General features: G+C 56.1%; 17 protein-coding genes. 9 read left to right on the top strand and 8 right to left on the bottom strand.

All coding sequences use genetic code 11. The annotated features are described in order from the left end of the window. Positions 1-7: 7 nt before the first annotated feature. Complete coding sequence (locus FEM03_RS13575; RefSeq protein WP_138086815.1) at positions 8-1,147, top strand: metallophosphoesterase family protein; 1,140 nt, start codon at positions 8-10, stop codon at positions 1,145-1,147. Between the two features lie 54 nt (positions 1,148-1,201). Next, a complete protein-coding gene (locus tag FEM03_RS13570; protein WP_138086814.1) occupies positions 1,202-1,588 on the top strand; it encodes a PH domain-containing protein in 387 nt (128 codons plus the stop codon). Between the two features lie 30 nt (positions 1,589-1,618). Here FEM03_RS13570 and FEM03_RS13565 read toward each other — a convergent pair whose 3' ends face one another. Together FEM03_RS13565 and FEM03_RS24440 are read right to left on the bottom strand one after the other, a co-directional pair. Continuing rightward, entirely contained in the window at positions 1,619-2,227 is a 609-nt protein-coding gene (locus FEM03_RS13565; protein WP_138086813.1) for a hypothetical protein, read from the bottom strand. 21 nt (positions 2,228-2,248) lie between these two features. Next, the gene (locus tag FEM03_RS24440; protein ID WP_166442846.1) at positions 2,249-2,416 is read right to left on the bottom strand and encodes a hypothetical protein; all 168 of its coding nucleotides are present in this window, start codon (positions 2,414-2,416) and stop codon (positions 2,249-2,251) included. Positions 2,417-2,582: 166 nt separating this feature from the next. Between FEM03_RS24440 and FEM03_RS13560 the strand changes: the two genes are divergently transcribed. Next, positions 2,583-3,503 (top strand): PfkB family carbohydrate kinase, encoded by a 921-nt coding sequence (locus tag FEM03_RS13560; protein WP_138086812.1) that lies wholly within the window; start codon positions 2,583-2,585, stop codon positions 3,501-3,503. 11 nt (positions 3,504-3,514) lie between these two features. Here the strand turns inward: FEM03_RS13560 and FEM03_RS13555 are convergent, their stop codons facing one another. The 4 genes from FEM03_RS13555 to FEM03_RS13540 are packed head-to-tail and all read right to left on the bottom strand — an operon-like array spanning position 3,515 to position 10,284. Then, a complete protein-coding gene (locus tag FEM03_RS13555; protein ID WP_138086811.1) occupies positions 3,515-4,732 on the bottom strand; it encodes a Wadjet anti-phage system protein JetD domain-containing protein in 1,218 nt (405 codons plus the stop codon). Then, on the bottom strand, positions 4,722-8,114 hold the full coding sequence (locus tag FEM03_RS13550; protein ID WP_138086810.1) for an SbcC/MukB-like Walker B domain-containing protein: 3,393 nt from the start codon (positions 8,112-8,114) through the stop codon (positions 4,722-4,724). The genes FEM03_RS13555 and FEM03_RS13550 overlap by 11 nt, the downstream gene beginning before the upstream one ends. Next, complete coding sequence (locus FEM03_RS13545) at positions 8,111-8,824, bottom strand: DUF4194 domain-containing protein (RefSeq protein WP_138086809.1); 714 nt, start codon at positions 8,822-8,824, stop codon at positions 8,111-8,113. Before FEM03_RS13545 ends, FEM03_RS13550 begins: the two co-directional genes overlap by 4 nt. Next, positions 8,821-10,284: a Wadjet anti-phage system protein JetA family protein gene (locus tag FEM03_RS13540; RefSeq protein ID WP_138086808.1), complete on the bottom strand. Its 1,464-nt coding sequence runs from the start codon at positions 10,282-10,284 to the stop codon at positions 8,821-8,823. Before FEM03_RS13540 ends, FEM03_RS13545 begins: the two co-directional genes overlap by 4 nt. A gap of 178 nt (positions 10,285-10,462) precedes the next feature. On the opposite strand from FEM03_RS13540, the gene FEM03_RS13535 reads away from it, so the two are divergent. Both FEM03_RS13535 and purN read left to right on the top strand, forming a co-directional pair. Continuing rightward, the gene (locus FEM03_RS13535; RefSeq protein ID WP_138086807.1) at positions 10,463-12,178 is read left to right on the top strand and encodes an ABC transporter ATP-binding protein; all 1,716 of its coding nucleotides are present in this window, start codon (positions 10,463-10,465) and stop codon (positions 12,176-12,178) included. A 50-nt stretch (positions 12,179-12,228) separates the two neighbouring features. Then, positions 12,229-13,320, top strand: coding sequence for a phosphoribosylglycinamide formyltransferase (gene purN, locus FEM03_RS25180; protein WP_240772782.1), 1,092 nt, complete (start codon positions 12,229-12,231; stop codon positions 13,318-13,320). A gap of 9 nt (positions 13,321-13,329) precedes the next feature. Here the strand turns inward: purN and FEM03_RS13520 are convergent, their stop codons facing one another. Both FEM03_RS13520 and FEM03_RS13515 read right to left on the bottom strand, forming a co-directional pair. Continuing rightward, positions 13,330-14,283: a class I SAM-dependent methyltransferase gene (locus tag FEM03_RS13520; RefSeq protein WP_138086806.1), complete on the bottom strand. Its 954-nt coding sequence runs from the start codon at positions 14,281-14,283 to the stop codon at positions 13,330-13,332. A 13-nt stretch (positions 14,284-14,296) separates the two neighbouring features. Further along, positions 14,297-18,163: a glycosyltransferase gene (locus FEM03_RS13515; RefSeq protein ID WP_138086805.1), complete on the bottom strand. Its 3,867-nt coding sequence runs from the start codon at positions 18,161-18,163 to the stop codon at positions 14,297-14,299. Between the two features lie 306 nt (positions 18,164-18,469). Here FEM03_RS13515 and FEM03_RS13510 point away from each other — a divergent pair, with 306 nt between their 5' ends. The 4 genes from FEM03_RS13510 to FEM03_RS13495 all read left to right on the top strand — a co-directional run bounded on the left by FEM03_RS13510 (position 18,470) and on the right by FEM03_RS13495 (position 20,689). Continuing rightward, complete coding sequence (locus tag FEM03_RS13510; RefSeq protein WP_138086804.1) at positions 18,470-18,667, top strand: hypothetical protein; 198 nt, start codon at positions 18,470-18,472, stop codon at positions 18,665-18,667. Positions 18,668-18,683: 16 nt separating this feature from the next. After that, positions 18,684-19,085 carry a hypothetical protein gene (locus tag FEM03_RS13505; RefSeq protein ID WP_138086803.1) on the top strand — a complete coding sequence of 134 codons (402 nt, stop codon included), beginning with the start codon at positions 18,684-18,686 and terminating at the stop codon, positions 19,083-19,085. A gap of 546 nt (positions 19,086-19,631) precedes the next feature. Continuing rightward, on the top strand, positions 19,632-20,051 hold the full coding sequence (locus FEM03_RS13500; protein ID WP_206170999.1) for a ribonuclease E inhibitor RraB: 420 nt from the start codon (positions 19,632-19,634) through the stop codon (positions 20,049-20,051). Positions 20,052-20,215: 164 nt separating this feature from the next. Further along, positions 20,216-20,689 carry a hypothetical protein gene (locus FEM03_RS13495; RefSeq protein ID WP_138086801.1) on the top strand — a complete coding sequence of 158 codons (474 nt, stop codon included), beginning with the start codon at positions 20,216-20,218 and terminating at the stop codon, positions 20,687-20,689. Positions 20,690-20,707: the final 18 nt, after the last annotated feature.

Raw genomic sequence — 20,707 nt, 5'->3', positions numbered from 1 at the left:
TGTTTGAATGATCCGCTATTTTTTGGTTTGTTCAGTGCTGGTGTTAGGGACCGCGCTTCCACCGGCGGAGGCACAGGTGGAACGAATCTGGCTCACGCATCAGTATCATGACCCCTCGCGGATCGTGATCAATTGGGAGACGACGAAGCCGACGGCATCCGTGGTGCGTTATGGCACGACGGAGGAAATGGAATATCGTGTGGCATTGGAAGGGGAGCGGTCGCGTCACCATGTGGATGTGTCGATTCCAGGCAGGGATTTGGTCTGGTTTTATCAGGTGGGCGATGGTGCCGCGAGCAGTGAGGTGCATTCGTTCAAGAGCTATCCCAGTGAGCAATTGCGGGTGGCCGTGGTGGGGGACTGGGGGTATGCGCCGCAGCATGATTTGTCGGCTTTGGTGAAGGATGACGTGCATTTGATCATCACTGCGGGGGACAATGTGGCGAGCCTTCACGAGAAGGGCAGGGAGGGGACAAAAGCGTTCAGTGCATTCATTGATCGCTATCCGGAGATCTTTCGTTCTACGCCGCTGATGCCGATCTTGGGGAATCACGATCGCGAGATTACCCCACGCGGTCCGAAACCGCCGGATCATTCGGTGTATGATGTGAGAGCCACTGCTTATCGGGATTTCTTTGCGCTGCCGGTCCATGAATGGGTTTGGCACTTTGACATTCCCGATTTTGGCGTGCGATTCGTTGCGCTGGATCTGAATCACATCACGGATGTAGGAACGACGTGGCAGGCATTTGATGAGAAGTCGGAACAGTTTGAGTGGTATAAAAATGTCATGCGCGCCTCGGGCAAATTTGGCCAGGTGGTGACATTGATGAATGAACGGCAGAGCACCGTTGCGGGCCAGACAAAGGGGATTTGGCACGAACAGTTCAATCGAGGCACGGCGTTGATCAGCGGGTTTGGCTATTTTGCTGAGCGGGCGGAATTGAGGGGTGGACTGCCGTATTTTAACACCTGTCTGAAGGGCGACGGAAACCCCTACAAGGATGCCAATTCGAAGTTTTTCGCTCAGGAGCATCATTATCTGTTGCTGAAGGTGGATCGAGCGGCTGGTGATATCGAAGTGCTGTTCAAAAATCTTGAAGGGAACGTGTTGGACACCTCCGTGGTCCCCAAGCGCAAGCGCTGATGTTTTTTATTGGTGGCAGATGACAAATGATGGCGAACCCGCTAAACCAAACCAATGGGATTTATTCGCGGATTGCTTGGGCATGCCAATGGGGTCGATGTGACCTCTGTATTGCCTGATGTTCAGGATTCTCTGATCGAGGGCGAGGAGGTGCATTATGCCTACAAGCTGGTGCGTGACTTGATCATTTTCACCAATCTGCGGCTGATCACCGTCGACAAACAGGGACTGACAGGGAAGAAGCGGACGATTTTGAGTGTCCCGTATCAACGCATCTCGCATTACTCGAAAGAGAGTGCGGGGCATTTTGATTTTGATTCAGAAATTGAGATCTGGCTGGCGGGTCAGAGTGCGCCGATGAAGTTTGAGTTTCGCAAAAATGGACATGTCGACGAGGTGTATCGCATCATCAGCCATTACACGTTGATCGGGCCTCAGTGATCTCTTTTAAGACATCAGGGACGGACCGAATTATTCGGCTACGAGCCAAGCTTGAATCAAGCGGCAAAAGTCGACGAAGGATATTTCACCCTCGTCCAGTTCTAGTGAGGAGAGCATGGCTGGCAGGGTTGAGTGAAAATTTTCATACCGTTCGATGAGCTTCCGACCTCCTGGAAGCGCAATGTTGGGTTGTGATGAAGACAACCAGTCGCGAATTTTCTTGATCACGTGGTGTGGATTGCAGTCGTGATCTTTGATATCTTGGCCGGCAATATCAGAGATGAATTTTTGATAGCGGTAACGTTTGGAATCAAATATCAAAGTGACCTTTCGTTTTTGCTTGGCATCACCGAAGCCCGCAGCACCGAGAAATAAACCCAATTCGAAAGGCATATTGAATCGGGGAAGACTGTTGACCTGATCAAGCTCAGTGCGAGAGATGTCGTGTATGCCATATCGGCAGGTGCGAATAAGCCTTATGATTTTGTTTAGACGCACTTCGCCTGAGTCCTGCGCTTCAAGTGCGCATCTTGGGGTATAGCCACACAAGACAACTGAGAACACTGTGGCATGAAAAAGCGGACGGTATTCATCGTCGAAAGGGCAGTTGATAAAAACCTGCGTTTCGACCGTGCTCATAGAACAAAGGCCAGCGCGAGACTATTTGGAAGCAGCAGCCTTTACCGCTTTTTTGATCTGATAGGTGGTCAGTTTTCCTTTACCTGGATGGCGATGAAGACTGACTTCTATTCCGTCAATTTTAACTCGTTGGGTATCGAGAGCTTTGGTGCCCTTGGATTTTTCGAGGGTTTTAGTGTTAACGCTCACACCCAACCATAAAACGAAATGAGCCTTTTTGCAAGGGCAGTGGCTGTCAGATTGAACATTAATTTAAGACCAAAATTATGAGAGAGCATTTTGCCGTTGCAAGGTTTGCCGGGTGAGTCGAAAGAAGGGGAGATTCACCCATCAACCCATCTCTATATTTAGATCTATGTCTATTCTCATCTCAGGTTCCATCGGTATCGACAATATCAAAACGCCTTCGGATTTCCAGGAAGGGCTGCTGGGTGGCTCAGTGGCTTACGCATCGCTAGCGGCCAGTGTGTTTGCCAATCCGGTGCATCTTTGCGGGATCATCGGACATGATTTTCCGAAAGCCCATCTGGATCTGTTGGAGAGCAAGGGGATCACGCTGGATGCGTTGGAGCGCCATAGTGGCGAGTCGTTTACGTGGACGGGTGAATATCATGCGGACATGAACACGCGGGACACTCTGAAAGTGGGCATCAACGTGCTGGAGCATTGGAAGCCAAGTCTGCCGGGTGCTGCTGCAGAGGCTCCGATCGTGGTGCTGGCGAATGCGAGTCCGGACAATCAGGGGCAAACGCTGGATGAGGCGAAAGGCGCGAAGTTTGTGGCAATGGACACGATGGATTTGTGGATCAGTATTGCGAACGACCGTTTGCATGAGGTGTTGAAGCGCGTGGATCTTTTGGTGATCAATGACGGCGAGGCGCGCGAGTTTGCCGGGACTTCGAATTTGGTGGAGGCGGGTCGTCTTTTGCGTGAAAAAGGTCCGCGTTTTGTGGTGGTGAAGCGTGGCGAGCATGGCAGCTTCTTGTTTGGTCCTGGCGAAGATGAGTTCTTCTCGTGCTCGGCCTATCCGTTGAAGAGTGTGTTCGATCCGACGGGGGCTGGCGACAGTTTCCTGGGCGGCATGGCGGGCTGGCTTGCTTCTCAGGGCAAGTTTGATCCGACGTTTGAAGATCTGAAAACGGCGGTGGCTTATGGGAGTGTGACGGCAAGTTTCACCTGCGAGGCATTCAGCACCCGGAAGATTGAAACGGTATCGCTGGTGGATGTGGAGACTCGCATGAGCGAGCTGCGCAAGTATACTTCTTATGCGGGTTGATCGGCTTTAATTTAATAGAACGGCCACTGAGGTTGAGGCCAGCCGAGGCTTTCTTGTTCAAAGGAGCCTTTGCGGTTGGCTTGCAACTGGGCTTGGATTTCGTGGTGGAGGTCGGCCATCAGCGGGTCGGCAGCGAGGCGGGTGAGCTGACTGCACTCGTCTGGGGTGAGTGGGTTTGACGCGGGGTGGTCGCGAAACTGCATGTGAAGGGGTTGGATTTCGCGCTGGGTGCGCTGGCGGAGATCGCGCAGGATGTCGAAGCCGGAGGGATCGGTGTCACCGAAGTGCCAGCAGGGGAGGTTGGGGGGCAGGAGTTTGAAAAGGGTGATGACGGCGCTGCCTGGGTAGCTGGTTTGGATGAGGAGGGTGTTGCTTTGGAGTTTGGCGAGTTCGTGAAAGGTGGTTTCGTTTTCGACGGTGAGGCAACGAAGGGCGGGGGTTTGTAGGGTGGTGGCGTTTTGCAGGTCGGTGGCGGAGAGTCGGATGGGGCCTTGCAGCAGGGTGGCATCGAGAATGCCGTTGGGCAGGTGGAGTTGCAGGGGGCCGTGGATCAACACGCTGCGGGGATTTTCGCGGATGCCGAGTTGTTCGAGAGTGAAGGGAGCGCCGTGGAGTTGGGTGAGGGCGGTGTTGAGTTTGGAGGAAAGTTCTTCGAGGCGTTTGGAGTTGCCGCAGATGACACAACTGGCGAAGCGGCGGAGGGATTCGCCGGGCCAGGCGAGGAGGGCTTGAAGGGTAAGCAGAATTTCCTGGTTGAGGGGGAGGTCATCTTTGTTTTTGGAGAGGGGGGCGATGGACTGGCCGGTGAGGGCGGCGTTGGCGAGTTGCTGACACCAGTTGATCCAGCGGGTTTGCCAATGGGTTGGAACGGCGTTTTGAGCAGCGGTGAGGAACTGGCTGGCGAGGTTTTGCCGGTGGGTGGTGGGGCTGGTTTGTTGGAGGCGGTTGAAGAGCCAGGGTTCGCCGAGTTGGGCGTGGAGTCGGACACGGTGGATGAGTTGGGCGTCACGAGGATGGCGGTCGAGCTTGAGGGCGCCTTGGGAAATTTGTTCGGCGTCGAGGAGGTCGGTTTTGGCTTGGACAAGTGCGTCGCCATCGGTGGCTTGGGCGGCTTTGAGGAGGGCGAGATAGTCGCAGAGATAGTCGGTGGTTGACTGGCCCGTGCGTCCGGCCTGGGAGGCGGCGTAGAGGCGGGCGAGGGTTTGAAGGATGGAGGTGTTAAGCGCCATGTTTTTGCATCCATTGCTGGCCTTCCGGGGTGTCGCGAAGAAGGATGCTGGGGACGTTGCGGATGCGGGTTTTGCCAGCGAGCCGGTCTTCGCGTTTGGTGATGACGATCAATTCGTCGCAGAGCTGGAAGGCGTAAGGGATGTTGCCGCTGGACATGGAGAAGAGACCCTGGAGGTCGAGTTCGCCGACGGCGGTGATGCAGTCCTGGATGCGTTCGCCGCTGAGTTTGGAGAAGGCTTCGTCGATGGGGACGAGAGCGAGGGACGGTTCTTTCCAGCGTTTTTCGTGGCGGTTGTAGGCGTGAAGGTAGCTGGCGAGGATGGCGACGAAGTAGGGGCTTTGGTTTTCGCCACCGCTCATTTTGCCGCTTTGTTTGTCGACGTCGATGGGCTTGGCTTCGGGGTTGTTGATGTCGGAGGAGAGGAGTTTGTAGTCGTAGTATTGGCGGTAGTCGAGGAGGCGGGAGGCTTCGGGGGTGTTGGCTTTGTTGACGAGGGTGTCGAGGAAGAGGTCGAGGGCGTCGCGCAGTTCGCCGGTGACGCTGGCGAAGAAGAGGTCGTCTTGGTCGCGGAGGGAGTTGAGGTCGATGAGGTCGCGATAGAATTTGTATTCAGGGTTGGGGTGGCGCTCGATTTTGTAGCGGTCGCGGCCGATGGGGCGTTTGAGTTGCTGGTTGAGGAGGGCGATGATGTTTTCGACGTTTTTGAGGGCGGCGTGCATGCGGCTGAGGACCTGCGTGCGGAAGAGGTGCTCCCAGTTTTTGCGTTCAGCCTGAGCTTTTTGTTCGTAGGAGGGGATGTCGGCGTCGCCGATGCGGTCGAGGAGGTTGGTGTAGGGGGCGGTGTGGCGGCCGTCGTCGGGGAAGTCGTCGAAGCGAGGGCTGAACTCGGCTTTGAAGGCGGTCATGCCTTGTTTGAGGTCGCCTTCAAAACGAATGGCGTTTTCGGCGTTTTGCTGGCGGGCTTTTTCGAAATCGCGGGCCTGGATTTCGAGGGCGGGAAACTGCTGGCGCATGGTGTCGCGCCATTCGCGGAGGCGCTCGAGGTGGAGGGAGATGTCGAGCTGGATTTTGATGTGGGTGAAGGTTTCTTCGGCGTCGTCGACGTCTTTTTGGCGGGTGGTGAGGATTTCCTGCTGGGCGCGGATTTCGCGGCTTTTGCTTTGGGTGGCGAGGTCGAGGCGTTGGCTGTCGAGGGTATTGAGCTGGGTGCGCCATTCTTCGGCTTGTTGGGCGAAGGAGTCGAATTCGGCGGTGTTGATGTCGCTAAGGTCGCGTTGTTTGGCGGTGAGTTGTTGTTCGAGTTCGGGGAGTTCTTCGAGGCGGGTGAGATCCTGGGCCATGCTGGCGGGGTCGGGGATTTGCTGGTTGAGGCTGCTGGCAATTTTGTTGATGGCGTCTTCGATGGGTTCGAGTCGGCGGATGCCGGCTTCGACTTCGCGGCGCTGGACGGTTTTGATTTCGAGCTGGCGCTGGAGGCCGCGTTTGCCGATGAAGGGGGTGCCGTCGTAGTGGCTGGCGCGTTGGGTGAGGGCGGCGCGGGTGGCGAGGCCGTTGGGGAGGATGGCGTCGCCGGGTTGTTGGAGGAAGTCGGCGAGGTCGGTGCAGCAGATCATGCGACCGAAGAGGTGGTCGATGAGGGCGCGGGCGATGGGGTTGGTGGTTTCGATTTTTTCGGCGAGCGAGCCGGGAAGGGTTTCTTTGGGGAGGGTGAGGAGGTGGGTGGGGTGGATGAGGGATTCGAGGGCGGCATCTTTGGTTTGGACGGAGGGTTTGAGCTGGTGATAGAGGCGCAGGGCTTCGGGGTGATGTTCGGCATCGACGATGATGGCGAATTTTTCGGTGAAGACGACTTCGAGGGCTTCGCGCCAGGTTTCATCGGTGACTTCACAGAGTTCGCGGAGGGTGTGGGCGGGGTTGCGACCGGGGAGGCGGGGGAGGGAATCGTTGAGGGTATTGAAGAGGGGTTGGCGGATGGGCGGGAGGCCGTGTTTGAGGGATTTGATTTGTTCGTCGAGGGTGTCGGCTTTTTTGCGGTGGTTGGCGAGTTCGGTGGCTTCGGCGTTGAAGGATTGGCGGAGGGAGGCGTTGAGCTGGGTGGCGATGTCGCGGAGGTGGGCGAGGGCGGTGTAGGTGGCGTTGGTTTCGCAGCTTTCGAGGCGCTTGATGGCGTTTTCGAGGTCGTGGGTGTTGAGGGGGGTGCGGTTGCTGGCGTTGCGGACTTGTTGGAGCCAGCTGTTGGCCATGTCGATGCGCTGGGCGAGGCGATCCTCGACGCGTTGGGCAAGGCTGCGCAGGGTGGTGACTTTGCTTTCGAGGTTTTGGACTTCGCCTTTGATGTAGAGGTAGGTGCGACCGTCTTCGGATTCGTTGAGGAGGCTGAGGAGGCGTTCGCGTTCGGATTTGCCGTGTTCGATTTTGGCGACGAGCTCGGCCATGCGGGTGCTGGTCTCGGCGTCTTCGGCCTGGAGCTGGGTGATGCGTTTTTGGGTGGTGGCGGTGAGATTGCGGGCGTGTTCGAGGGTGACTTCGGCGTGGAGGTAGCGGGCGACGTCGCGGTCGCGCTCGGCTTGCTGAAGCTGGGTGGAGAGGGAGTGGATGTGGTGGAGGTGTTCGAGCTGGCGGCGGAGGTCGGCGAGTTCGCGGTTGTAGGAGAGGAAGTCGCGGTAGCTGGAGGTGACGTCGTCGACGGGGACGGCTTCGCCGGGGAGGACGAAGCGGCGGCAGAAGTCGTCGAAGCTTTTGAGGTTGGTGAAGGACATGGCGCTGGGGAGCAGCCGGTCGAGCACGTCACGATTGAAGTTAAGGTGGGCGGCGTTGGCCATGTCGCGGGTGTATTCGCGGGTGGAGGCGAAGGTGCGGCCGCTGCGGGATTCGATGAGGGCGGTGAAGGTGGGGAGGTCGAGGGGGCGTTTTTTGGTTTCGCCGAGAAAAGGTTCGAGGAAGTCGTCGCGGTCGAGGGAGCCGTTGCAGAAGAAGGGTTTGATGGAGCCGTCGTTTTCGGCGGTGCTGCGGAATTCGAGTCGAAGGCCCCAGGTTTCGATGCGGTCGCTGTCGGGCCAGGTGAATTCGAGGGCGATGTAGGTAATGCCGCCTTTGTCGCGATAATATTGGGGCTGGCCGTTTTCTTCGCGTTTGGTGTCGAGGAGGCAGTAGCTTTTGAGGGTGCGGTCGCTTTGGGAGCCGGTGGCGCTGCGGTTGAAGTGGTGGCGGGCGCGTTCGGGGCCGACGAGGACGAGCATGACGAGGTCCATGAGAATGGATTTGCCGGAACCGGTGACGCCGGCGAGGACGAGGTTGCCTTCGACGGGGAGGCTGTCCTGATAGCCATACCAGTTGAGCGCGTGGATTTTGGAGAGGCGGATGGCGCGGCTGCTGGTCATGATTGGGTGTCTTCGGAGGAGTTGTCGGAGTCGGAGTCGGAGTCAGTTTCGTTTTCGTTTTCGGTTTCGAGCGCGGAGTCGGGGTCGCGGTGGAAGCGGGCGGCGGTTTCGGTCCAGTCGGCGAGGTCCTGGAAGGGGATGACGCGGCGGATGGTTTGAAGGACTTCGATGCCGGATTCTTCGAAAGGTTCGGTGGGATGGAAGTGGATGAGGTGATAGCGGGCGGCCTGGCGGAGGATTTCGCGGAGGCGACCTTGCGGGGGGAGGCCGTTGAGGTCGGGGAGGAGGGTGTCTTTGAGAACGCCGTTGAGTTCGCCGACGGTGAGTCGGGCGCTGGGCTGGCCTTCGTCGCGCCAGCATTGGTCGGCGACATACCAGAGGGCGAGCCAGATGATGGTGGCGTCTTTGGTGAGGTTGAGCTGGAGACTGGGGACGCGTGGGAGGGCCTGGACGAGGCGGTCTTCGTGAAGGATGGCGGTTTCGAGTCCGATGAGCGCGGCGGTTTGGCGGAGGAGGTCGAAGTTTTGGCGGCTCCAGTGATAGAGGGCGGACTGGCTTTTTTCGGAGCCGAGGATGGAGCCGTGGGCGAGGAGTTCCTGGAGGGCTTCGCTGAGCTGGGTTTGATCGGCCTCAGTGAGGTGAGGAAAGAGGGTGGGACCGGGCGCTGCCGGGGCGGGCGAGGGCGCTGGGAAAGGGGCGGGATCGATCATGATTTTTTGATGAGAGTGAAGCGCTCGACTTTGCCGCCGGGAAAGGGGTCGTATTCGAATTCGGTTTCGGCGTGGGATTCGTCGAGACGGGAGGCTTCGAGGCGGTAGCGGGCTTCGGGGGATTCGGCGTGGAGGAGGATGGCGAGGAGGTCGGTGGCGGCGCTGTCGCGGGTGGGGAAGGAGAGGTCGGCGCTGGAGTGGGTGCTGCCTTTGCCGCCGGGGAGGTTTTGGATGAATTCGTTGGCGCGGCGCACGGAGAGGGAGTCGCGGAGGGAACGTTCCATGTCGGCGAGGCCGGCCCGGCGTTCGTTTTCGGTGGGTTCATCGTCGAGGGCTTCGTGTTCGGCGGGGGCGCGGCGCTGGTGGGGGAGTTGGAGGGAGTCGCGTTGGTTGGGGATGCGGGTTTCGGGGAGGCGAAAGGGGGGGATGTCGGGCAGGGAGGAGAGTTGGGAGAAACGTTTGCCGTTGATGAGGCGGTTGATTTGCTGGAAGAGGGCGCGGACTTCGCCGCGACGTTCGCTGCTGATTTCCTGGAGGTAGCGGAAGCGGGCGAGGGAGCGGCGGGTGAAGTCGGCGGTGCGTCGGTCGATTTCATCGGCCATGGGCATGACCATTTCAAGGAGGTGGGCGAGCTCGTTGAGGGCGTTGTGGACTTTGGCGCGGGCGAGGTCGGCGGTGATGGTCTCGTGGCGGCGGAGAACTTCTTTTTCCATCGCGGCAAGGGTGCCGGGATCGTCGAGGAGGCGGTCGTGGATGCGGCGCACGGCATCGGGCAGGCGGGTGGAGAGGCGTGCCTGGACGAGTTCGGCGTAGCAGGAGTGGGCGATCTGTTCGGTGTAGTTGTCGAAGACGACGCTGAGGTTGCCTTTGAGGGTGGTTTCTTCGAGCTGGCGTTGGGTGAGCCGTTGAACGGATTTCTGCATGGCACGCAGTTCGTTGAGGCCCTGACGGGTGCCGTCGAGGCAGTTTTCGACGGTTTGCCAGGGGGTGTCGATGAGTTGGGTTTCGTGATGAAGGGCGGTGCACACGGCGAGCAGTTTGTCGGTGAAGACGGCGGCGTCGGGGTGGGCGATCTTGCGCAGCGCAGCGATGAGGGTGGCACCGTGGGGGTCGAAATAGAGGCGGCGGCGCCAGTCGCGACGGGGTGGTTCTTCGAGCCAGCGACATTGGGTGAGGTGCTCGATGATCTCGCGTGATTTTTCGCGACTGGAGAGGTTTTGGAAGTCGGTGAGGGTGTGGGAGGCGAGGTCTTCGTCGGGGCTGAAATCGGGATGATGGGCGAGGACTTCTTCGGTGAGGGCGACGGCTTCTTCGCGGGACAGGCCGTCGGGGCGGTCGGTGCATTCTTGGTCGAGGGCGTCCAGCACGTCCACGTAGATGCGGGCGTTGTTTCCGGCAAGCACGCGGAAAAACGCCGGGGTGCGAACCTCGCGGAAAAGGCTGCTGGAAAGGGGCTCCATAAAGTGAAAAGACACGGGCTGTCGGGGTGGGTCAAGGGACGGATGGGCGATTTTTGCCGGGAGGGTTTCGGGACGGTGATTGTTTCGGAAATGATTCGATGGGAAGGGTTTGGCGTGCGTAATGAATGGTTCCGCTGATTCTGGATTGGATTGAGACCGGTGTGGCGGCTGATTTTTTATGCGCACGATTTTACGAGTTTTTGGTTATGTCCGTCGGTATCCTGGGATGGCTTCGGCACAGCTGGCTTGTGCGGTGTTGGGGACGCTGATGATTTTAGTGTTTCCTCGCATCACGCAGGAGGTGTTGGACGTGGTGATTCCGCAGGGGCAGATGGACCGTTTGCCGGGGCTGATTTTGCTGGGCTTGGGCGTGTATTTTTTGCAGGATTTTTTGAACTCGCTACGGATCCAGCTCAACAACACCTTTGAGCAGAAAGTGATTTATGATCTGCGCAGCGATCTTTATGAGCGGCTGCAGAGGTTGCCGCTAAGGTGGTTCGACAATAAACCAACTGGCGACATCATGACGACGGTGTCGGAGGACATCCCGGCGGTGGAGCGGGTGTTGATTGATGGGCTGGAACAGGGGGTGATCGCGACGTTGCAGTTGATCGTGGTCGGGGTGTTCATGTTTCAAACGCATGCGACGCTGGCGTTGATTGCGATGGTGCCGGTGCCGTTTTTGATGATGGGGGCGGCGGCTTATACGTTCACGGCGGCGAACCGTCATCGGCAGGTTCGCAAGGCGAGCGGGGCGATGAATTCGCTGCTTCATGACAACATCGCGGGGATGCGTCAGATCAAGGCGTATGCGATGGAGAAGGAGGAGCTGGGGCGGTTCAATGAGTTCAGTGCGGCGTTGCGCAAGGCGACGCTGCACGTGATGCGGGTGTGGTCGATTTATCGTCCGGGAATGAATTTCCTTGGGAACTGCGGGTTTATCCTGGTGCTGTGGTTTGGGGGCAATGCGTTGTATCGTCAGGAGATCCAGGCGGGGGAGCTGGCGATGTTGATTTTGCTGTTGCGATTCTTTTATGAACCGGCGGGGCAGTTGCATCAGTTGAACCAGCTGTTTCAGGCGGGTCGGAGTGCGGGGGAACGGGTGTTTGCGATTCTGGATTCTGAAGAAGAAAAGGATGTGGATGGAGGCCGCGAAATCGGCAAGGTGTCCGGGCACATTGTGTATGACAAAGTGAATTTTTCGTATGGCAAGGTGCCAACGGTGAAAGACATCACGCTGGAGGCGAAGGCGGGTCAGACGATTGCTTTGGTGGGATCAACCGGAGCGGGCAAGAGCACCTTGATCAATTTGCTGACGCGCTTTTACGAGTATGACACGGGGGTCATTACGCTGGACGGGGTGCCGGTGCATGAGATCAACAAGAGTTCGTTGCGCAAGAACATCGGTTATGTGACGCAGGAGAATTTTATGTTCAACGGCACGGTGCGCGAGAATCTGCGGATCGGAAAACGGGATGCGACGGATGAGGAGTTGTGGGGCGCCTTGGAAAGTGCGCATGCGCGGCATTTTGTAGAGGCTTTGCCGGACAAGCTGGACACCAAGGTCGGCGAGCGTGGCATCAAATTGAGTGTGGGCGAGAAGCAGCGCATTTCAATTGCTCGGGCGTTGTTGAGGAACCCACCAATTTTGCTTTTGGATGAGGCGACGGCGAGCGTCGACACGGAGACGGAGCGGCAGATCCAGGCAGCGTTGGATGTGTTGATGAAACGCAGGACCAGTTTTGTGATTGCGCATCGGTTGAGCACGGTGAGGCATGCCGACCGGATTTATGTGCTTGAGAAAGGCAGGATCATTGAGCAGGGGACGCATGAGGAATTGCTTGGCCACGACGGGGCGTATGCAACGCTGTGTCGGACGAGTTTGATGGCGTAGCGTCGCGAAGTTGTATGATGGGAAAGGCAGGCTAAGATGCCTGGACTAACATGCCTGACTCCGAATCCACTTCCTCCTGGTTGTCCTCTGTTGAAGATGTCCGCGCCTGGCGCGACGAACTTGATGCGGCGGGCAAAAAGCTGGTGTTCACCAATGGCTGTTTCGATATTCTGCACGCCGGCCACGTAAGGTATTTGCGCGAGGCGCGGGAACTGGGGGACGGGATGGTGATTGCGATGAACTCGGATGCGTCGACGCGGGCCTTGAAGGGGCCGACACGTCCGATCAATCATGAAGAAGATCGGGCAGAGGTGCTGGCGGCGTTGGGCTGTGTGGACAAGGTGGTGTTGTTTGAGGATCCGCGGGCTACAGGCTTGATTGAAGCGATCAAACCGCATATCTACAGCAAAGGCGGGGACTACACAGTGGAGAGTCTCAATGCCGAAGAACGGTCGGCGCTGGATAAGGTGGGGGCGGAGATTTGCATTCTTCCCTTGGTGCCGGGAAGGTCGACGACGGCGACGATCAAACGCATGAATGTGCCGGTGAGCAACAAGCTAAGACTGGGGATTCTTGGCTCCGGTTATGGAAGCAATTTTGAGGCGATCCTGAAGGCGATCAAAAGTAGGTCGCTGGATGCGGAGATCGCGGTGGTGATGTCGGATGTGGAGGATTCACGGATTCTGGAAAAAGCTCGCGAGGCCGGGTTGCCGGCGATCTTTGTCGATCCGGGAACTCATCCACTGAGGCTACCGTCCGGACCACAAAAAGAGATTCTTGATCATCTGGAACGCCATGGAGTGCAGGTGGTGGTGCTGGCGGGATTCATGCGGTTGTTGAAGGAGCCGGTGTTGAGTGCTTACCGGGATCGGATTGTGAACATCCACCCATCGTTGTTGCCGAAATACAAAGGTCGCGATGCCTGGGTTCAGGCATTGGAGGCGGGCGAGACGGAGGCCGGTTGCACCGTGCATCTGGTCAATGAAGACCTGGATGGCGGGGAGATACTTGCCCAGCAAGCGGTGCCTATTTTACCAAGAGATACTTCGGAAACCTTGCTCGCAAGGATTCATGAAGCGGAGCATGGATTGTTGCCAAAGGTGCTCGGGGAATGGAAGTCCTCCGGCAGGAAGATTGACTGACACCGGATATCACGTTTTTGAATGGGTATTGAGTTCCACCTTTGGGGCTCGATTTCTCCCGATGATCAACATGAAATCGGCGTTCAAATCATGAATGTCGAGCAGGGTGTTTTCAATCATCAAAAGCATGTTCAATACTTGCATGGATCTCGGGTTGTCCGGTCGAAAATTTCCGGCGATTCCATTCAGAAGAAACTGCAGTGTAGTTCCGGAGCCACGCCGGGTCTCCACCACCTCAAACACCTCATTGAGCAGTCTTGGGATTTCTTCGGAGCGGATGGACTCACTCGGGTCGTCCTTGATTACTTCCAAGGGGGTGGGGTATTCGCCAGTGCCCTTGAAGTGATCGTTCACCGAAAGGCGATACTCCCGAGGGATCAAGCTGATCATGGCGTCCATCACCTCTTTCTGACGTTTGGTGAACTCGAATCGATTCGGGCCGACATATTCATTGGCGATGATCAATCCACCCGGTTTCAAACTGTTCGCCACCTGACCCAGCAAATGCTCCATATCATTGATGTGATGGAGTGACATGCTGAAGATCACAAGATCATAGCTTTGCTGGTGAAGCATGGCCGTGTTTCCGTCATCCACATAATAGTTGATGGCGGGGATGGCTGCTTTTTCGGCTTCTTTCCTCGCGCGCGCGATGCTTGCCGGAGAATAATCAAACGCGTCACAGGTTGAGAAGACTCCCATTTCCCAGAGCTTTCGCTCCAGGTAGCCATTTCCACAGCCAATCGACAAAACACGGCGGTTGGATGTCTCGGAAGAATTGCAGTATTTTTTTATCGCATAAGTAATCCAATCAACCTGTTCATCCCCGGTCAACCTGAAGTTATGATTGGCTTCCACCGCCGGGTTGGAAAGCCAGTAACTGTCCTTGCTGAAAACCTGTGCATCTGGTGATCCCTTGGCATCCCATACATCCACCTGGCCGTCTGTGTTGTTGATCATCATGGAGTCAGTGAGCCTATGGATTTGAATGTGAGTCAGCGATGCTTGCGGAGCTTATCCAATTGCGGATTTGCGCCACGTTTTTCGCCAGCAGCTCCGGACTGTAGTTCTGTTTCACTTCCGACAAACAGGCATCCCGCAGCCGCCGCCAAAGCTCTTCATCTTCGTGAAGTCGCAAGATCGCACGGGCAAAATCTTTTGGCGAATCCGCCACCAACACATGCACTTCATGGGTCAGGGTAAGCTGGGTGGCGACCAGGGTTGTGCAGACAATCGGAACACCGTTGGCCATGGCCTGCACCATTTTAAGAGGCATTCCGGCGGCGAACCTCGTCGGGCACACAAAGACTCTCGCCCTGGCAAACTCCGGCTCAATATCGTCGACAATTCCAAGGTGGACAATGTTCTCGCCAAGGTATTCATACAGTCTTCGGGTGACGGCCCGACCAGCCATGCGAAGTGGAATTAACTGGGTCTTCCAAATCAAGGGGATGACGTTGTCCAGAAACCAGTAGATCGCGTCGGCATTGGGAGTGTCGTCTGACAAAATCGGACCTACAAAAAACATTCCCCTGCGTTCCTCGAATCGAGGGGATTCTTCCTGCGCCGACACTGCGTGACCCAAGACCATCATCTTTTTGCCGGGCGCAACGGCTTGAAATTTTTTCAGATCCGCGGGAGTAACCGCGATCAATGCGTCCGAGGTCTCGGCAAGGGCGAGCTCGTTTTCAACCAGCTTCCGCGCGCGATCCTGCGGCATCTCCCTGCCATAGACGACGCGGTGCCGGAGCACTTCACGCTCGGCAAAGATGGCCTCCGCGTCATAGATGATCATGGGCTTTTTTGACTTCTCATCGTTGGCCATCGTTTCCAGGATCGAACTCAAAAAAGGTTTGTTGTGAGGTCGGCTGACCAGCACCGCGTCACAATCCGGCAATAGATTCAACAGCAGATCCCGTTGTTGTTCCCGGTTGGAGCAGGTCGCGAGGGTGACCCAGCGCAGCGCCTGATGCCTCGGTTGGGATTCAACCGACGATGACGATTGAGCCAGAGTGCAGAGGATCACTTCCATCTCTGCAGATGCCAGCTCGGACAGAATGGCAAGTGCCCTCGGGAAGCCCGATCCCAGTGATTCGCTCGGAACCAGATCGTCCAGGAAAATGACCCGCAATTGTCCTGGACGACGCTTGGTGTAAAAAGATCTCCAGTCATTGGGCATTGGACAGGCCAACAACAGTTCACGGTGCTTGTCACAGATCCTTCGCTGGTTTTGTTGCATTCTCCCGACCGCCGCTAACTGCCCGTTGGTGCCAAACTCAAAATGGTCAATTTTTGCCATCGGATTGTAAACGGTCAGATAACCTTTGCCTAGAGCTCGCAGGCAAAAATCGGTCTCTTCGTAATAGGCTGGAGCCAGGTCAACGTCGAATCCCCCCAGTTCATCCCATAGTTCTCGACGCACCAGAAAGTAGGCGCCCGAACAATAGTCGACGGCCCTGGCTTGCTCAAAGAACGGGTGATCTGGAATCATTCCGCGTCCTATCCCTGCACAGGAGGCATCGCTCCAAATCGCGTTTCCCGCCTCCTGCACGCGACCGTCAGGCAGAATGAGGCAGCCGCCAACAATGCCGATTTTTGGGTTGCTCTTGATCAAGGCCAAAGAACTGGACAAGGCGTTTTCACGGACGAAGGCATCGGTATTCAACAGCAGCAGGAACTCTGATCTGGCATGCTTTGCCGCTTCATTGTTGGCGAGGACGAAATTCAAATTGATGCTCGACTTCAACACCCTGGCCCCGAACAGTTTGTCGTAGAGCGCATCCATGTTCTCCGTGCTTGCGTCATCCCAGATGATCACCTCACTCGGTCCATCAAGGTGCTTGCTCAACGATTCGAGGCATCGAAGCAGAAGCGCCGGCTTGTTGAATGCGGTGATGACAATGCTGACCTCAGGGTGGTCTGAAGTTGGCAACACAATGGTCTCATGTCCTGATAGAAGCGATTGATAGCGTTGCTCGGCATCGGCAAGGCATTGTTCTTTGACCAATGGCGGTGGAAACACCGCGTGGGACTCAGCCCACCAGTTCTGATCCTTCACATCATCAATGATTTCGCCATGGCCATAGGCTTGAATGATGGATTTGGCATCCAATCCGACGCGGTCGAATATCTTGCGATCGGAATGCGTTTCAAACTCAGGAAGCGGCAGGCATCCGGTCTGGCAACCGGTGGTGATGAAATGCGTCAGGGCATCGGCGTCGCCCATTTGCGATCCATACATTTTTGAATACCAGACTGGACAAAACTTGCGGTGTGGCGACCTCCCTTCCTTCGCGCCGGTTTGGATGAAATGAGTGAGGGGTTCCATCGGCATTCTGGCGACCTCAGGGTAATTGGCCAGATACCAAACGGGATCAAACAAAGGGTTTGGCCAGCGGCCCTCCCTCGCGCCTTGGGTGAGATAATGTCGCATCGGCTCCATGCCAGTGGCTGCGACATCAGCATTCCGGCCCAGATACCATCCCACGTGAAACAATGGATGGGGATCGAGCTGAATTTTCCAGCCTGTGGATTGGTAATGTTCGAGCGCATTGTCCAACGTCACTTGATGATCCTGCTGACCAACCTTGGCCTCCCATTGAGAAAGGTAATGACGCGCGTCAAATAACAGAGGGACTTTCTTTGCCTGGAGCTTTCGCTCCGCGCTTTGCCATGCTTTTAGATTTCGCTCCACCGTCTGTTTCGCCTGTTTGAGCTTGCGCATCTCATCCGAACGCACCAGCCATCGGGTCCATCTTTTGGTTCGTGCCTGCTTGAGCACCTCCGAACAACGGTCGATGGCGAGTTTGCGACCTTCAAAAACCGCAAGGGGACGTTTGCGGATGAGTGCTTTCTCTTCCTGTTCGATCATCTGGTCGATCTTGCGCAGCGCCTGGTCTGAGATCAGTCTCCGGCCCATCCATTTTTTGCGCACGACGGTGAGCAGATTGCGACCACTCCGGGTGGCCTCCAAAGCCTTTTCCAGATAGCGGCGGTGGTGGTTCGAACTGGCATCGGCGTTTCCCTTAGTCTCTTGAGGATTCGAAGAAATTCTGCCGACCTCTATTGCCCGCCGTGCGTCATCGGGCTTGAGCGGTCCAGGGCTGTTTTCACCGGCCATGGTGTTGAGCATCCGATGATGCGATTGCCGCAGCTTTTCGATTTCAGCCTCCAGCATTTTTCGTTCCGCCTCCATGCTGAGGGCCAGTCCGCGATTGGCATAATAGTGACCAAGCGGGCCCAGGGTCACCTCCTGCAACCAGGAGTCCATGACATCGTTGTGACCCTTTACCAGGATGCCGAGTCCACGGCCATGGCTGAAGGAATAGGTCTGATGAGATTTTTTTATTTCATTCCATAAGCGTCCGGCCCCCCGATCACGGCAGGCCTCACCTGGTTGCCCATGGATGTCGTGAAAAAGCACGACCCCGCCCTCCCGGACTTTGGGAAACCACGTGGCGAAGTCTTCAGCTACTGTGGCACCTGCATGAAAGCCATCGAGATGCAGCAGGTCGATCGTGTGGTCATCGAACTCCGCAACTGCCTTCGATGGCTCGGTTTTCAGCATACGCGCGAACGCGGCGTAATTTTGTTGGTGCTCTGGCTGATCGATTTGGAGTGGATCATCCATCTTGTGGCCAATGGCGGAACAGCGCGTGCCGAGTTGATGATCTGCAACGGACTGACAAAAGGTAAAGAAAGCATCCCCACTCCACGACCTGAGTTCGACAATCTGCCGTGGATTTTGAATGCGCACCAAGTCATAGGCAAAAGGAAGATGCGGGGTCCATGCCGATTCTGCTGAAATTCGAAGAGGGAAAAAAGAATAAGACGGGATAATCATGATTATTCATCCTGAAAGCGCACCAAATAGGGAATTCGACATTGGATACACCTTGGATGGCTCATTCTTCAAGGTTTTCCGAGCGATGGGAACCTGTTAGAATCCTGCCCGGTATCGATCCCCTGGGAGTGGCGGAAATTTTGTGATAAGAAATCCAGAGGGGGCTGGAAAGAGGCGAAAGAGAAAAATCGGAACAATGCGGTTGCCTTTAAAACTGTTGGGAATGAATTTTGAGGGGGATCCTGCACGCTCTTCATTGAGAACCCCAATTGGCCTGCAAAGGTCAGACTGTCAGTGTGCAATTCCATGAAAACGATCCAAAGAAAGATGATGAAGGCGATTCTCAGCACGTTGCTTCCCAGTTGGGATGAAACGGACGGCTGGACCTATAACCATTTTTTCGGCACCCCTCACCTGCGTTTGGGCGAGTCAGCTGATGGAGCAACTGCACTGATCACGGTAATATTGATGGGCAGACAAGTTGAAACGGGAATATGCAATTGAAACATTTTGTGAAACCATGAAGCAAATCTGGCGAGTCCTCGCTGCCCCCAGCACCTTGTTCCTGCTGGGGCTCTGCGCATGGATCGGATGTGAGGTGCCTCATGCACGATCAAGCAGCGCGGATGGAATAGCATTTTACGGTCAATACCGTGCGTCGATGCCAGAGCCACAGGCGATGCAGAAGATAACCAAAAACGGCGAGGATTTCTACGTTTGTTTTGGGCCTGTAAGGATGCCGCTTATTTTGCGATCAGGACCTCCGGCTTATGTTTTCGACGCACACGGAAATCTAGTCGATTGGACACTTGATACGGGGGATGATTCTCGATTCTCCAGCGCATGGGGGATTGAGCAAGGGACTGATTTTGAGATCGAAGATTACGAGAAACTCTTGGCTCAAAATAGGAAAGGTGTATAGAATGGTGCGGGAAATCGTTATGGAATAGTCAACGAGTGGTTCGTGCCGGAGCAGCGGCGATTCGGTAAAAATGATGAAGCATCCTGATCCACAGTATCGAAAGGTTGGCGAGCTTGAGCACTTCTGGGTCAAATTGCTAGTTGGTAAGATTTTGTTGGTTTCAAGTAGTGTCGCACTTTTCATTTGCGGAGCAGATCTTCAAAAGAGTGATCGGATTGGAGCGGTGGGGGTGTTGGTGATTCTAGCGTTTGCTGTCGCAGGGTTCATTGCATTGTTCGTTTGGGATTTTTGGCCCTCAAGGCGCTGCCCTGAATGCCATGATAAAATGAAGCGATGTCGGATCCGGCCCGAGAACCCCTCTCCAGCGTCTGAGGAGGCGATGGTGCTCAGCTGTGACCGATGCAAAACCTATGTCGACCTCAACGTGTCCATGGAGTAGCGTCTAATTTGAAGGACCGAACAATTTCGGGCCTCGTAAGATTAAAGGATAGAAAGATTAAAAAGGACCTGCCGATTTCCGCAGAGGGAGTTTACGACCTTTCCACAGTGATCACTCAGATTCTCGCTGCGGCTCCACCGCTACCCGGCTGGCGGGTGCGAGCGATACTGGACTCTGATTCGTTGGACGGACGGCGGAGTGAGACACTGTTTCCATCTGACGAGAATGGTGACGTGTTGTTCGGCATCGCTGAAGGAGCAGGCGACCTGATCACGAGTCGTCCGGTGGATTATTGTCATATCTTTCCTTCGAGTGATTCTGCTGCTCAATTTACCGCTCTTCTTCCCAAGGGCGAGTGTTCTGAGCCTGAACGTTACCGAGGTCGAAAGGGATTGCCCTGGCAGGTCGTAGTCACCCGAGAAATGATCCCCTCGCACAACAACATCACCACGACGGAGGCTCAGCTTGCGGACGTTGCATCCAAACTTGGAGGCATCCCGGACGGCTGGGGCTTCATGAGCAGCTGATGGGGGGCGTCACTCGTGCCGCGCTCACCCCCCCCGGCGGCAAGACACAATTCCGCCCACGAAGCGCGCTTTACCGATTCTCGCTGATGTATTACCATTGCAGCGTGCAGAGCGTTTACATTGAGACAACCATTCCGAGCCACTAGCGCTCAAACGTTGAAAAAATGAGACGTGTAATCTACATCCTGTTGGGATTGGCGCTTCTCGTTCCTGCCGCCTTCCTCGTCTTTGTGCGATATAGCTTTATGGTAAGCGAGGGATACCCGACGTGGGAAGCGGCGCGGAACTATCTGGTGAGGGATGGGGAGATCGTGACTCGCCTACCGGATGGTCAGAAAGTGCTTTCAGCCAGATGCGATGACAGTGATGATATTAGGATTGATGGGACGAAGGTGATAACCAAAATTGGATACTCATGGAGCACAATCTCGATCCGGACTGAAGTGGATGGGAAAACCGAAACGATCTACTTCAATCCGCAGAAACTCAATAGCTGGAATCGCATGCTCTTCGTGCCCGTCAATCCAAGCGACCCGCAGTCGGCATATACAAAATTCGAGAATGGGGTTGAGAAATCACATTCAGATGTCACGCGAGAAATTGACAGCGAGCCAGGCAGTGGTGGCAGCGGTCGGTGAGCCGCTTTAGTTCGCTCG

Source organism: Phragmitibacter flavus (assembly GCF_005780165.1).
Lineage (GTDB): Bacteria > Verrucomicrobiota > Verrucomicrobiia > Verrucomicrobiales > Verrucomicrobiaceae > Phragmitibacter > Phragmitibacter flavus.
Note: the sequence above shows the minus strand (reverse complement) of the source record. Positions and strands in the feature narration are given on the sequence as shown.